Source organism: Facklamia sp. P13064 (genome assembly GCF_050409425.1).
Taxonomy (GTDB): domain Bacteria; phylum Bacillota; class Bacilli; order Lactobacillales; family Aerococcaceae; genus Facklamia.
Genome location: NZ_JBNUPM010000012.1, coordinates 24688 through 37956, shown reverse-complemented (window position 1 = coordinate 37956; position 13269 = coordinate 24688). Strand labels below are relative to the sequence as shown.

The following is a 13269-nucleotide window of genomic DNA, read 5'->3' as shown; positions in this document are numbered from 1 at the left end:
GCATCATTCTTTCTGTTTTTCTAATTGGAGGAGCTTTGCATCAAACAGTAATTGCTCAAGAAAATGCCTATGAAGTCAAAGAACAAAGCATTGAAGCGACAATAGATGCTAAAGGTAGGATCCAAGTACGTCTATATTATCAAATCCAGGCTGAGTATCTGAATCAATTAGAATTAAGTATTCCTACTGAAAATCAGAATTTATCGTCTTATCGAATGGGAATGATCGAAAAAGATCAATCCATTAATTATCTTGCTGAAACTTCTAGTGGAGTAGCAGGAAGCTATCAAATGACTCAAACCCCACAAGAAGCAAGGCTGATTATAAGCTATCCGGTTGTCAATGATACAGTGGAGTATATTATTGAATATGATTTGGAGCAATCAGTGACTAACTACCAAGATGGTGCTTATTTTGAAGGAAGCTGGATTCCTTTAGTCGATACAGCCAAAGAAAGAAAAAGCCAACTGAAGTTGATGATGTCTTTTGCTGGCTTGATTGAGGAGGAAGCACTTTCTTATTGGTTACAAGGAGGAAAAGTAGAAAACAGCGAAATGCTTAATCAAGAAGGTCAAACCACTTTTACTTTGAATCTTTTCATCAATCACCCGACAGAGAATAATGACCTTCTTTCTCTTCATATGTTTTTCCCTAAATCGGTTACTCCTAATAATACCAATATAATCGATATTAAAGGGAAACAATCGATTGAAATTAGAGAAGCTCAAATTCAAAAAGATATCGCTGATCAAGTTAAACAAAAGGAGTATCAATTATTATTAAGAACCTTCTTAGCCATTCTTATTCCTCTTATTGCGACCCTCTTTCTTTATCGTAGCTACCAATTAAATAAAAAGAACGACACAATTCCCATGGTTGAGAAGACTAGATTAGGAATGATACCTGAACCGATGGATGTTTGTTTGATTAATGCGGTTGTTTATGATCAAGCCCCTGGGTCTAATGAGTTAGCGGCTAGTCTGTTAGAATTAGGAAGAAAAGGGTATTTGAAGATTCTTCCGGTTAGAATGAAAAATAGGAGTCACAGTCGAATAAGAAGCGGTTACACTCTGGCTTTTCAATTGTTAGAAGACCGATCAAGATACACCCACCTTCCGAGCCATGAACGCTATGCATTAGAGTTAATTAGCTTAAGTATGAAGGAAGGAGCAGTCATAACTTTAGAAGAAATTATTGTAAAAATTCGCCAACAAAAACAAATAAAGAAGAAATATCAAGATTTGTGGAAAAAATATACTGATGCCATTGAAGTGAAAAGTGTTTCAGCGGATCATTTAAAAAATAAACACAAAAATTTTTCACCTCTTTTAGCAATTGCCAGTAATGTTTTGACAGTCCTCTTTGCTATAGGAATTTCTTACGACATGTTTAATCAGCAAAGAAGTCAATGGTTAGTTTGGATTTTATTAGCGCTTGCAAGTATGCTCATTATTCAATTGGTCTTTCTTTTCTTATTAAGCAAGCAAAAAAAACATCAAAAATCAAATAATCAACAAAGACTCGTTTGGAATTTATTTAAGCAAGACTTACGTAACATCAATCAAATTGATTTAAGGCGATTTTCAACTATTGATCAGTGGGAGAAAATAGTGATCTATGCTGTCTGTTTAGATGAAACAACAACCATTCAACAAGCCTTTACCCATCACTTTGATATGGCAGACTTAGAGAAAGTTAGTAGAAGTCAAAATGCTGATTTTTATCGTGTCCGAGGGTCCGTTGCGAATATATTACAACCAGCTATTAAAGAATGGATTGAATTAATTGATCCTAAAGGCAACTGGTTACGTCGCTTTTCAGAAGGTGACTAGTAAAAGGGGAGGTATTTTAATGTTTAAGCATTTCCTTCAAAAAATCTTGGTTTTTGTAGTCACACCGCTTTGTATTTTCGCTTGTCCATTAAACCCAATAATAAGTGCACAAGAAGTTGATTTTTCAATTACTGAGCAATTCATTAATGCCAAGGTAATGGAAGATGGAAGCGTTGAATTTACAGATTATCAATATTATGATGCAAATTTTATGAACGGTGTCTTATTTGATTTAGATCATGAGGGCTATCAACTTTCAAACTTTTCGGTTGGCGTTAGTGAGGATAGAGAAAGCTCTATTGAGATTTTAGACATAGCAGACAATGAAAATAAAGGGACCTATCAAATGCATGAAGAAAACGGTAGACTTACAAGTAAGATCTTTTATCCCTTAGAAAAAGAAGGCAGGTATTTTGTTTTTCAATATACCCTCGAACAATTAGTCACCAATTATCAGGACACTGCAGAGTTCCTTAGAAAATTTGGGCGCTCAGATTTTACAACAGATGTTCAAATTCGCATTGAACTGCCACAAAAAGCTGAAACTAAAGAAGAGGTTCGTGCATGGGGTTATGGGGCTCCTCAAGGGGAAGTGAAAATTGTTGAAGAAGACCAAAAAACAGTTGTCTATCTAGACGTTCCTCAGCGCACTGCCAGTCAGTTTGTTGAAGGACAGATTGTGTTTCCTAAGGAGTGGACCTCCCTTAACTCGAATAAGATCGATGAAAAGCGATTAGACCAACTCTTAGCAGCTGCCCAAGCTCAAGTCGAAAAAGATGCTCAAAATGTAAATCAAATGAAAATGATTGCCTATATAATGGCTATACTTGGGTCAGTCGGACCGCCTTTATTGCTTTTAATTAGTTTAATGAAATATCGTCATCAATCGAAGCAGTTAAATCCTCACCCCGTTTATGTACCAGATTATTTTTATGATCTACCTGAAGCTACCACACCTGGTCAGATGGCAACTAAATATCTTCGTGAATGGCCAAATGAAGATGACTTTGTTGCGACCCTTTTACACTTAGTTCAAAAAGGTTGGTTGAAAATAGAGGCCCTACCAGGTAAGAAACAGTCTGCTGAGACTGTAAAGATTATTCCTCTTTACTGGGGTCCGGATTATCCTGAGGGTATATTAGAGCATGAGAAATTTGTTTGGGATTACTTTACTCAAGCAAATGAAGGAGCGGGTGTTACTTTAGCACAATTAGACCAGTTAGCTGAAGATAATCCTTCATTTCGTAAGAAACAATATCGTTATTGGTTACGATTTAAAAATAAATTAGCAGTAGAAGGTGAACAATTTTTAGGCCAAGCCTTAGCTGAAACACGAAAGATTGAAATGGCCAATAATACAGCTCTTATTTTAATAATTGGTGGAATTATTATTAATTTACTCTTTCTATATAGTTTGGATATCGCTCGGTTATTACCAATGAAACTTATCGGGGTGATTATCGGAATTGGAACAGTCTTATCAGTTGGACTATACATCTATATGCGAATAATCATGAAAAAACGACCACTTATGACCACCGAACAACAAGAAATGAGGGATAAATGGCGTGCTTTCAGCAAGATGTTAAAAGATATTGGGCGTTTTAATGTTAGAGAAATTGCCTCTTTACCTCTTTGGGAAGAATATTTGGTCTTTGCAACTAGTTTAGGAGTAGCGGACAGGGTTGTTAAAGCGATTGAAATGGAGTTTAAGCCGAGTGAAATTCATGCCCAAGAGCACAGGCCCTATACATTGGCGCACCCATACCTCTATGGGTCTTTATTCCGCAATCAAGTGACTCAAACTATTCATTCTGTTTCCCCTCAAACAACAGCTCAAGGTGGTTTTGCAGGGAATAATAAGGGTGGATTCGGAGGTGGTTTCTCTGGTGGATCGATGGGTGGCTCCGGCGGTGGAACTTTCTCTGGAGGATTTTAGGTAAGTGTGTAGAACGGAACAGGAGTGAACGCAAATGAAAGAAGCAAAGTTAAAATTTGAGCAACAATTATATACCAACTATCAAAGTCAAACGGCTAAAGAAAAGATAGAAGATATTTCAGCTCAACGGACTGATTTAAGCTTCTCAATTTTAGCAAGTGGCTCAACTGGCAATTGCACTTATATTGAATCGGGCCAAAAAAGATTTCTAGTTGATGCAGGCTTAAGTGGGAAAAAAATTGAGGCTTTATTTAAACAAATCGATCGAGACATTAATCTAATCGATGCTATCTTCGTCACTCATGAGCACAAAGATCATATTCATGGGGTGGGAGTTCTTTCTCGACGGTACAATCTTCCTATATATGCTAATAGAGAAACTTGGAAGGCCATGGATCGAATGATTGGTGAGATTGCTCCAGAAAACAAACAGTATATTGAACCGGAGACCATGTTACAATTGGGTGATATTGATATTGTGAGTTATAATGTGAGTCACGATGCAGCCCAACCACAGTTTTATGCCTTTCAAAAAGGCAATAAACAATTTGTAATGTTGACGGATACAGGTTATGTTTCCGATCGATTGCGCAGTCAACTTAGGAATGCGGATGCCTATTTAATAGAGGCTAATCATGAAATTGAACTTTTGAGATATGGTCCTTATCCTTGGTCTGTAAAACAACGTATTCTTAGTGATAAAGGTCATTTATCTAATCAAGATGGAGCACTAGCTATCCGAGACTTAATGGGATCCAAAACCAAAGATATCTACCTCGGACATTTAAGTCAGGATAATAATACCAAAGAATTAGCCATGTTAACGATGGAAGACACTTTACAAGCTTATGATGTGGATACTGTAAGGGATTTAAAACTTCATATGACAGATCCAATTAAGGCCACACCTATTAAAAAAATATAAACAGATCTCAAATTTCTACAATTCACTTTAAAATTAACGATGATAATTCATACTTTCTTAAAAAAACAGTGTTATAGTTCATTCTGTAAGTATAATAGAAAGGACGTATAGTAAAATGAGAGAAGAATATAATCAAAATGATGGCACAAAACGTTGGCGTAAAATATTTGTGGGTCTTTCAGGCATGACTCTATCATTATTATTGGCAGGTAGTTTGAGTTTTAATAATGATTTTTCGGCCTTTTCACAAGAACCCTCTCAGGTGGAAAGCACCATTAAAACTGCCGACTCTGTTCAACTACCAGAAAATGAACAGAATATGGTAGACACAGTGGATCAGGCAAGTGAGGCAGTGGTGTCCATTGCAAACATGCAAAAAAGTTATCAAGGATTAGATCCTTTTTGGGAATATCAATATAACCAATACTTCATACCAGATGAAGAAGATCAAGATTTGCAAGTGATTGGAGAAGGGTCAGGAGTTGTCTATCGCATAGATGGCGATAAAGCATACATTGTTACCAATCATCATGTAATTGAAGGAGCAGATGCTTTAGAAGTTCGTTTAAAAAATGGTGAAACTGTCAAAGCAGAAATTATTGGAAGTGATGCCTTAAGTGATTTAGCTGTAATAACAATTGATGCTTCTGCAGCAAGTAAATCCTTAGAATTTGCTGATTCTGATAATGTTCAAGTTGGACAAGTCGCTATTGCAATTGGTTCACCCTTAGGTAGTGAGTTTGCAACATCAGTAACTAAAGGGATTGTTTCTGGTTTAGATCGATCTGTGCCAGTGGATTTAAATGGCGATGGTGTACCAGACTGGGATATGAGTTTACTGCAAACGGATGCGGCCATCAACCCTGGTAATTCAGGAGGAGCCCTTTTAAATTCTGCCGGCCAATTAATTGGAATTAATTCAAGCAAACTATCAGCGACCGATGTCGAAGGAATGGGCTTTGCCATTCCATCTTCAGATGTAGTGGATATTATTGGCCAACTTGAGAAAAACGGCGAAGTCGTTAGACCTGTATTGGGCATCCGTTATACTAGCTTGAGATTAGTCCATCCAGATTATCGCACCCAAGTAATGGGCTTGAATGATGAAGATGTAAAGGGGGCCTTTATCCGTGAAGTAGAACCTGAAGGGTCTGCTGCTAAAGCTGGTCTTAAAGAGTACGACTTGATACGTGCTATTGATGGCAAGGAAATAGAGACGATTAATGACTTGAAAAAATTCCTTTATGAATATAAAGTTGGCGATAAAGTGAAATTATCTATCCGCCGTGCTAAAGAAGACATGGAGATAGAAATCACTTTAGAAGCAGCGGTTGAAAACCCGACAGAAATTCAGCCTTTCCCATCCGAAGAAGAGTCTGAAGAATCGAATAGTGCAGTTCCTTACTAGTTTATCCACAAACATACAGGCTTATCCACAGCATTTAAAATAAACTGTGGATAAGTCTTTGTTTTATTAACAGTTATCCACCTAATGAAAGGAGTAAGGAATGATACGTGTTGATATAATCTGTGTGGGCAAAGTCAAAGAAAAATACATTAAAGCAGGAATGTCTGAATATCTCAAAAGATTGTCAGCTTATGCAAAGGTTTCAATTCATGAAGTAGCCGATGAATCAACTAAAGAGCAAATGACTGACACGGAGGTTGAACAGCTTTTAGAACAAGAGGCTGAGCGCATAGAGAAGAAATTAAATAAACAAAGTAAAGTTTTTGTTTTAGCTATTGAGGGAGACTTAATATCATCAGAGGATTTAGCTGAATCAATCAATCAATTTGCTACTTATGGACACTCGCACATTAGTTTTATTATTGGCGGGTCTTTAGGATTGGCTGAACGATTAAAAAAAACAAGTGATAAAGCTATCTCATTTGGTAGAATAACGCTTCCTCATCAGTTGATACGACTAGTTTTAATTGAACAAATCTATCGAGCTTTCCGCATTTTAAACAATCATGCCTATCATAAATAAGTACAAAAAACCTCAGATGGCTAGTTTCCATCTGAGGTTGAATGTATTAAAGACGATTTTGATAGACTGTTTTAGCCAATTCTAAAAGATAAAACTCCGCACCTTCCACACTTGGGTGAATAGCGTCTTCTCGAAAATATTCCGGATGACCTGTTGAGATAGCTCGCCAATCAACTAAATGAACATTAGAGTATTTTTGAGTAAGTGTTTGAATCACTTGATCAATTTGATCTAAAAATTCGATGTCAGAGTTTGAGTTAACTAAGTATATTTCTCGCTCACCAGCCATCTTTATCAATTTTTCAACGGCCGGAACATCCAACCCCCCGTTAGTTCCTAAGTTAACGACTAAGTTTTCCTTCACTAAACCCTGGTCTATAAGCGCTTGGAATTTATCGTAAGATGTCCAAATGTTTAAACTAACATAACCAAATGCATTAGCCTGATCAAAAAATGTGTTAATATTAGCTCCAATAAATTGAGCCACTGAATCACCGAATAATGTGACTGGAAGGTCATTAGCATAGAGTATTTCTTGCGGGCTGAGGATAGTTGCCAGCTTAGGAAATTGCTGTTGAATTTCTTCGAATCTTTGTCTTTTTTCTTGAGAAAGACTGGCAATCTGATTTAAGATAGAGTCTTTTTGGATAGATTGTATGACTTTATCCGCTAGTGTTGTTTGGTTGATGGAATATGAAAAATTACTAGCTGCTAGTTGATCAAAATCATTTAAACGTTTTTGAGATTTTTTAAATGACTGATCCACTTTATAATAAGGACTAAATGGATTGGGATTGGTAGCGTAGATTCCATATTGGAGATCAAATAAAGCTAGTGGTATATGATTATCACTTCGAAGCAGGCCAATCAAACTAGAAATTATTAAAAAAAGATAGCTTGTTGCAAAGGCAAAATCTTTTTTGTTGCTATTTGGGAAATGTAAATATCTTTTAACCCAGTAGAGCTTCCTTCTTAGGCTGATTTTGTTTGAGAAGAGTATATGGAAACGATTAGACTCAAAAATATAATAAAAAATAGAAGAAAAAAGGATAATTGAGCATAGGCCGATTAATTTTAAAATATTCATGTGATTAGCAAATAAACGTTGAAAACTAAAAGTGACAACTAATAAAGGATAATAGCAAAGATATATACTATAAGATCTTCTACCTAACCAAGTGAAAATTTTGTTACCTAATAACTTTTCAAAAACGATGAATTTCTGCCCAGCACCTAAAATAAATAGGGCAGTAAATAAATTAGAATAAGGAAGTCCTAATAAATAGCCTGCTGCTTCTTGATCGGATTGAGAAAGAAACTGAATAAGCAATAGAATTAGAGCTATTATCACGATAAAGAAGTAATGGATCCTTAATTGTCGTCTTTGAAGTTCTTCAACTGTTTCTTGGATTACTAGAATAAGGTAATAAGTCGCTATCCCTATCGCAAAAGAAGCATACCGCGTTTGAAAACTATAATAAATGTTTGAGGGATCCTTTTGATAGGAATAACCATTTGCAGTTAAGAAAGTACATAGACTAAAGATAAAGAGCCAAAATAGGCCTAAATAGATAGCAGGTACTTTTATTTTTTTGCTTAAGAAGACTAAGAGTCCAGTTATTAAAAAGGATTGGAGATAAACGGCTACATACCATAAGTGTGTTAAATAAGAAGTTACAGCCATATCCGTAAAGTAAGAGCGACCGTTTAGAATTTGAAAGTAATTATTGGCAAAAAGGAGACTAGCAAACAGTTCGTTGCGCATAGACTTAAGTATGAGAGGGTTAAAAATTTGAAGGAAAAATAAAATTAATATAATTAACCACATCATCGGAAAGAACAAGCGTTGGACTGTTTTTTTGAAAAGAAAGAATAATGATTGCCAAGACTCTACCCTTTTATCTTGGTAAAGTTTTATAGTTAAAAAATAACCTCCTAAAACGAGAAAAAGATTGACTGCCAAAAATCCACCGGGGAAAATAGTTGGCCATAAATGATAGAGAATAATAAAAAGAATTGCAATTCCTTTAATACCATCAAACGATTTAATTCTAGCCATAATAACCCTCCTTTATTGATTTGTTGAAATAATTCTAGCATAAAAATTTGAAAGAAAGGTGAAATTTTACAAACAGATTACATAAAACGGCCTAATATGTTTGAGAGGTTACAGATCCAAATCAATTCTTTGATTTGATTGTTCAAAGCTTGTTTAAGAAAAGTAGTTGATTTAAACTACAATTACTTAAGAAAATAAACTATTGAGGTGTATATAAATGAAATTTAATAAGAAAGTGAGTTTAGGTGCTTCTCTAATGCTGATGCTTACGCCTGTGGCGATTACATCTGCTCAGAATTGGAATGCGCGCACGGTTGAAGAAATAAGTGCTGAACTAATGGTAGATGAAGATAATCAAATGACTTACATTGTTAAATATGGAGACACCCTTGGAGCAATTGCTGAAGCGATGGATATTGATTTAGCTTTTCTTGCTGAAGCTAACCAAATTGAAAATGTTAACCTTATTTACCCAGAAACAAAACTAGTCGCTCAATATGATATTAATCATAAAGCTGAAAAGTTAAACGTTGAAACATCCGCTGGGGAAACATTTGAAATGGACATTCCAGTCAGTCTAACTCCAGAAGTTGAAACTGAAGATCAAGCAGTTGTTCTTGAAGAAGAAGTTGTAGTTGAAGAGATCATTTTAAATGTCAATGAAGCAGATGATTTTGAAGTGGAAGAAGAGTTAGCAATAGCTGAAGAAACAGTCCAATTAGAAGAAGTTGCTGAATCATCTGAAGAGTTATTAAACGAGCTCCCTCTAGTAGAAGAAGTCTTAACTGACGAAGTCGTGGACAGGACTATTGAGGAAGTTTCAACTACTGGAGAAATTACAGTAAACCCTGTAAGTGAAGAGGAAGTTATTGAAGCTGAAGAGCTTGAAGTTGAGACAACACAATCTAGTGCTGTTGAAATAGAAAGTGTTATTGAGGAAGTTGAACAACCACTAGCGTCAGAAGAGTTGACAAAAACAACAACAGCTATTCAAGAGGTCACTGAAGAAGTAGTAATAGTAGAAGAAGTGCCTGTTACTGAGAAAGTTGTAGAGGAAGTCATTGAAGAAGTAAGTAATGATTATACGACACCATCGACCTTAGCTGGTGTATCACAATCAGCGGCTAATTATGGTAGTCGAATTGCTAATCAATATGGAGTTGCTGCATACGGGCTAAGACCTGGAGATAGCGGAGACCATGGTAAAGGATTAGCTGTTGACTTTATGGTGCCCGTAGGTTCAGCTTTAGGCGACCAAATCGCTGCAGATGCAGTAGCTAATATGGGTAATAGTAATATCGCTTATGTTATCTGGAAACAACAAATCTATGGCCATTGGACAGGCGGCCAATGGCAACAAATGGAAGATCGTGGTAGTGTGACACAAAACCATTATGACCACGTACATGTCTCATTTAATAACTAATTGATAATTAAAGTTCTCGCTATAATTAATGGTGAGAACTTTTTATTTTAAAAACAATTTAGGCAGTTTGACAAGCGCTTACAATGTTGTTATAATAAGTAGATGATAAAATAAATTCTAGAAGGGAGGACAAAATATGCGGAAAATTTATATACAAGAATTACAAGGTTTGTTTAAAAAAATTAACCAAATGTTTGATTTAACGCAAAGTATTTTTGATAACACCCATCAAGCAGTTATTGCCTCAGATAATGAGCTTGCAGTTTCAACGCTTGAAATGAATGAGAAAATTAATGAATTATCTGTTGAATTAGAAAAAGATGCCTATCTTATAGTCGCTTTACAGCAACCCGTTGCAGCAGATCTTCGTTACATATTTGCATTGCTAAATACTAGTGTTGAACTGAAGCGTATTGCAGAACATACTACTACAATTGCTAAACGTATCAAGCGAAATAAGCCTGATTTTTCAAATTATCAAGACGTGATGATTATTGTGAATCAAATGGTAGAACGTTTACAGTTAATGTTTGAACCATTAGCAGGTATCATCGAAAATGGTGATATTCAAGAGGCTAGTCAGATTGCCCTTATGGATAGCCAAATTGACAAACAGTATGATCTTGTTTTTGAAGAAGTTACTTTAAGAATGGCTACCAACGAAGATTGTATTCCAGCAGGAATCTTTACGATTGATTTAGTATCTAGTTTAGAACGTATAGGTGATTATATTACCAATATCTGTGAACATGTTTTATATTTAGAAACCGGTTCAACTGTATACTTAAATTAATTATTTTTACTTAGAGCAGAAAGATTCAGTAGGTCTTAAAAGACCTACTGTTTTTTTGATTATGTCTAATTAGGTGAGCAGAACTAGGTCCGTGTGATAAAATAAGAATAGGAGGAGGGATTTTATGAAGCTCTATATGAAACAAAAAATGTGGTCATTTAAACAAGATTTTGATATTTATGATCAAAATAAAAGCCCAATATATCGAGTAGATAGTAAATTAATTTCAATCGGTCGAAAAACAAAAATTCTTGATGTTCAATCAGGAAAAGTTTTATGTGAAGTTAATCAAAAAGTTTTATCACTTTTACCGACAGTCGATGTCATCCAAGAGGGTAAATTCTTTTGTAGAATTCATAAAAAATTTACCTTCTTTAAGCCTCAGTATGTGGTAAAAGGGGTAGATTGGGTAGTTGATGGCAGTATTTTTCAACATGATTACATGATTAAAGACTCTAAAAGACAGCCAATAGCTCGTATAAAGAAAAAGTTTCTTTCTTGGTCAGATACCTTTGAAATGGACATCCTAGCTGAAAGTGTAGATACAGTTTTGGTTTTAGCAACTATTTTAGCCATCGATTTAGCAATGGACTTAGATTCTAATTAATAAAAACTGCCTGCTCACTCCATTTATAAAGTGAATAGGCAGTTTAATTATTGCTTAAGTATTGTTAGCTATTTTTCTTTCAATTTTAAAAGCGTTCATCATTTCATTACTTGCATCGTCAATTGGAACTTTTTCCTTTAGTTTTCCTTGCACGATGATTCGGTTAACAAAATCCTGAGTACAAGTAACCAAGGTAACAATTGGTTCAGATGAAGGGTTTAGCACTTCAACGGCTGAAGGGTCTACTACTAAAATGGAAGAAATTTCATAAACATAGATATTATCTAAATCAGTCATATAAATTTTCTGTCCTTTTTTTGCGTCTTTAAGTGGAGAAAAAAGTAAAGATTGATCATACATGTGATGGCTAGCTAGGGCATAATTGGATTCACCCATTTTTTGATCAGCCGAGAGCGTTCCTGCTCCGAAGAACATGCCTTCATTAGATGTTCCTTTATTAATTGGTAAGTTAATCTTTAATTCAGGGATTGAAATTCCGCCAATAACGGGTAGGTCCTTAGGATTCACACTACTAGAAATAACGGTAAAAGGATCTACTTGTTGAATATCCTCGAAGTCAAAAGTGACATCTTTTTGTTGGTTAGCTAGAATTTGATCACGAGTCATATTAGAAATTTGAATATCATTGGTTTTATTTTGAATGAGGTAGTTCTTTAAGGGGTTCACTAATAAAAGCCCTAGTGCCACAATAATTAATAGAACACCGATAAGAGTTGAAAAAGAAAAACGACGTTTTCTTTTTTGGTGCATCCGGCTACGCGAAGGGCCAGGGTTAGGTTTACGATTCATTATTTATTCCTCCAATACTATCAACAAAGTAATTAAACTTATTTTAACATTTTTGAATGTCAAATAAAATAAAACAGCTCAAATAACACACTTAATTCATAATTTTCGAATTAAAATCATAATAGCATATTTTTTTACAAGAATACCAATACAAGATGCATTTTTGGTGGAAAAGTTATAAAATAAGAAACAGAAAGTTTAGAGGTGACTTATGGAGAAGACAAAACGATTTTTTAAAGAGATTTTTTCTTGGTTAATGTATATGGCTATTTGGTTAGCTGTATTATTTACCTTTTATCATTATGTTGCACAACCCTTTTCGGTAGATGGTTCCTCAATGGAACATACTTTGGAAGATGGCGAAAAGGTTTGGATGTGGAAACTATCAGATATCGAGCGTTTTGATGTTGTGATTTTCCCTCAACCTAATCCACTACCCGGTAAAGAACCCAAGCTTTATGTGAAGCGTGTGATTGGAGTTCCTGGCGATAAAATTGCTTATCAAGATGATCAGCTGATAATTAATGGACAGAGGGTGGATGAGTTTTACTTAGATGAAAAGGCGCAAGAGTATCAAGCGAATGGTGGTGGAAACTTTACCGAAGATTTTGAAATGTATAAATATACAGGTGAAGATGTAGTTCCTGAAGGCAAGTTTTTTGTAATGGGGGATAATCGGCAAAATTCTGTTGATGGACGAACTTTTGGCTTGATAGACTCTGATTCGGTAATTGGTAAAGCTACTTTTATTTATTGGCCACTAAAGAATTTTGGTAAATTGCCTGATTACGATCTCAATTCTCAAGGTGATGCTATTGTTTTAGAATAACTTAGGCTTGTTTTTATTCCTTGATTCTTTATAATAAGAAGTGAAAATAGACTAGTAA

11 protein-coding genes are annotated in these 13269 nt (G+C 35.2%); 9 read left to right on the top strand and 2 right to left on the bottom strand.

What is annotated here, in order from left to right; all coding sequences use genetic code 11:
• Positions 1-35 precede the first annotated feature (35 nt).
• The 5 genes from ACQV2S_RS06295 to rlmH all read left to right on the top strand — a co-directional run bounded on the left by ACQV2S_RS06295 (position 36) and on the right by rlmH (position 6687).
• Entirely contained in the window at positions 36-1832 is a 1797-nt protein-coding gene (locus ACQV2S_RS06295; protein ID WP_428885220.1) for a DUF2207 family protein, read from the top strand.
• A 19-nt stretch (positions 1833-1851) separates the two neighbouring features.
• On the top strand, positions 1852-3771 hold the full coding sequence (locus tag ACQV2S_RS06290; protein WP_428885218.1) for a DUF2207 family protein: 1920 nt from the start codon (positions 1852-1854) through the stop codon (positions 3769-3771).
• Positions 3772-3805: 34 nt separating this feature from the next.
• Positions 3806-4696 (top strand): MBL fold metallo-hydrolase, encoded by an 891-nt coding sequence (locus tag ACQV2S_RS06285; protein ID WP_428873987.1) that lies wholly within the window; start codon positions 3806-3808, stop codon positions 4694-4696.
• A 115-nt stretch (positions 4697-4811) separates the two neighbouring features.
• Positions 4812-6104 (top strand): S1C family serine protease, encoded by a 1293-nt coding sequence (locus tag ACQV2S_RS06280; RefSeq protein ID WP_428873988.1) that lies wholly within the window; start codon positions 4812-4814, stop codon positions 6102-6104.
• Between the two features lie 103 nt (positions 6105-6207).
• Positions 6208-6687 (top strand): 23S rRNA (pseudouridine(1915)-N(3))-methyltransferase RlmH, encoded by a 480-nt coding sequence (rlmH, locus tag ACQV2S_RS06275; RefSeq protein ID WP_428874024.1) that lies wholly within the window; start codon positions 6208-6210, stop codon positions 6685-6687.
• Positions 6688-6733: 46 nt separating this feature from the next.
• Here the strand turns inward: rlmH and ACQV2S_RS06270 are convergent, their stop codons facing one another.
• Entirely contained in the window at positions 6734-8746 is a 2013-nt protein-coding gene (locus tag ACQV2S_RS06270) for an acyltransferase family protein (protein WP_428873989.1), read from the bottom strand.
• 217 nt (positions 8747-8963) lie between these two features.
• Between ACQV2S_RS06270 and ACQV2S_RS06265 the strand changes: the two genes are divergently transcribed.
• From ACQV2S_RS06265 to ACQV2S_RS06255, 3 genes are all read left to right on the top strand, one after another.
• The gene (locus ACQV2S_RS06265; protein ID WP_428882429.1) at positions 8964-10172 is read left to right on the top strand and encodes a LysM peptidoglycan-binding domain-containing protein; all 1209 of its coding nucleotides are present in this window, start codon (positions 8964-8966) and stop codon (positions 10170-10172) included.
• 136 nt (positions 10173-10308) lie between these two features.
• Positions 10309-10965: a phosphate signaling complex protein PhoU gene (phoU, locus tag ACQV2S_RS06260; RefSeq protein ID WP_428873991.1), complete on the top strand. Its 657-nt coding sequence runs from the start codon at positions 10309-10311 to the stop codon at positions 10963-10965.
• A 124-nt stretch (positions 10966-11089) separates the two neighbouring features.
• Positions 11090-11572 carry an LURP-one-related/scramblase family protein gene (locus ACQV2S_RS06255; RefSeq protein ID WP_428873993.1) on the top strand — a complete coding sequence of 161 codons (483 nt, stop codon included), beginning with the start codon at positions 11090-11092 and terminating at the stop codon, positions 11570-11572.
• A 54-nt stretch (positions 11573-11626) separates the two neighbouring features.
• Here the strand turns inward: ACQV2S_RS06255 and ACQV2S_RS06250 are convergent, their stop codons facing one another.
• The gene (locus ACQV2S_RS06250) at positions 11627-12382 is read right to left on the bottom strand and encodes a class A sortase (protein WP_428873994.1); all 756 of its coding nucleotides are present in this window, start codon (positions 12380-12382) and stop codon (positions 11627-11629) included.
• A 211-nt stretch (positions 12383-12593) separates the two neighbouring features.
• Between ACQV2S_RS06250 and lepB the strand changes: the two genes are divergently transcribed.
• Positions 12594-13211 carry a signal peptidase I gene (lepB, locus tag ACQV2S_RS06245; protein ID WP_428875128.1) on the top strand — a complete coding sequence of 206 codons (618 nt, stop codon included), beginning with the start codon at positions 12594-12596 and terminating at the stop codon, positions 13209-13211.
• Positions 13212-13269: the final 58 nt, after the last annotated feature.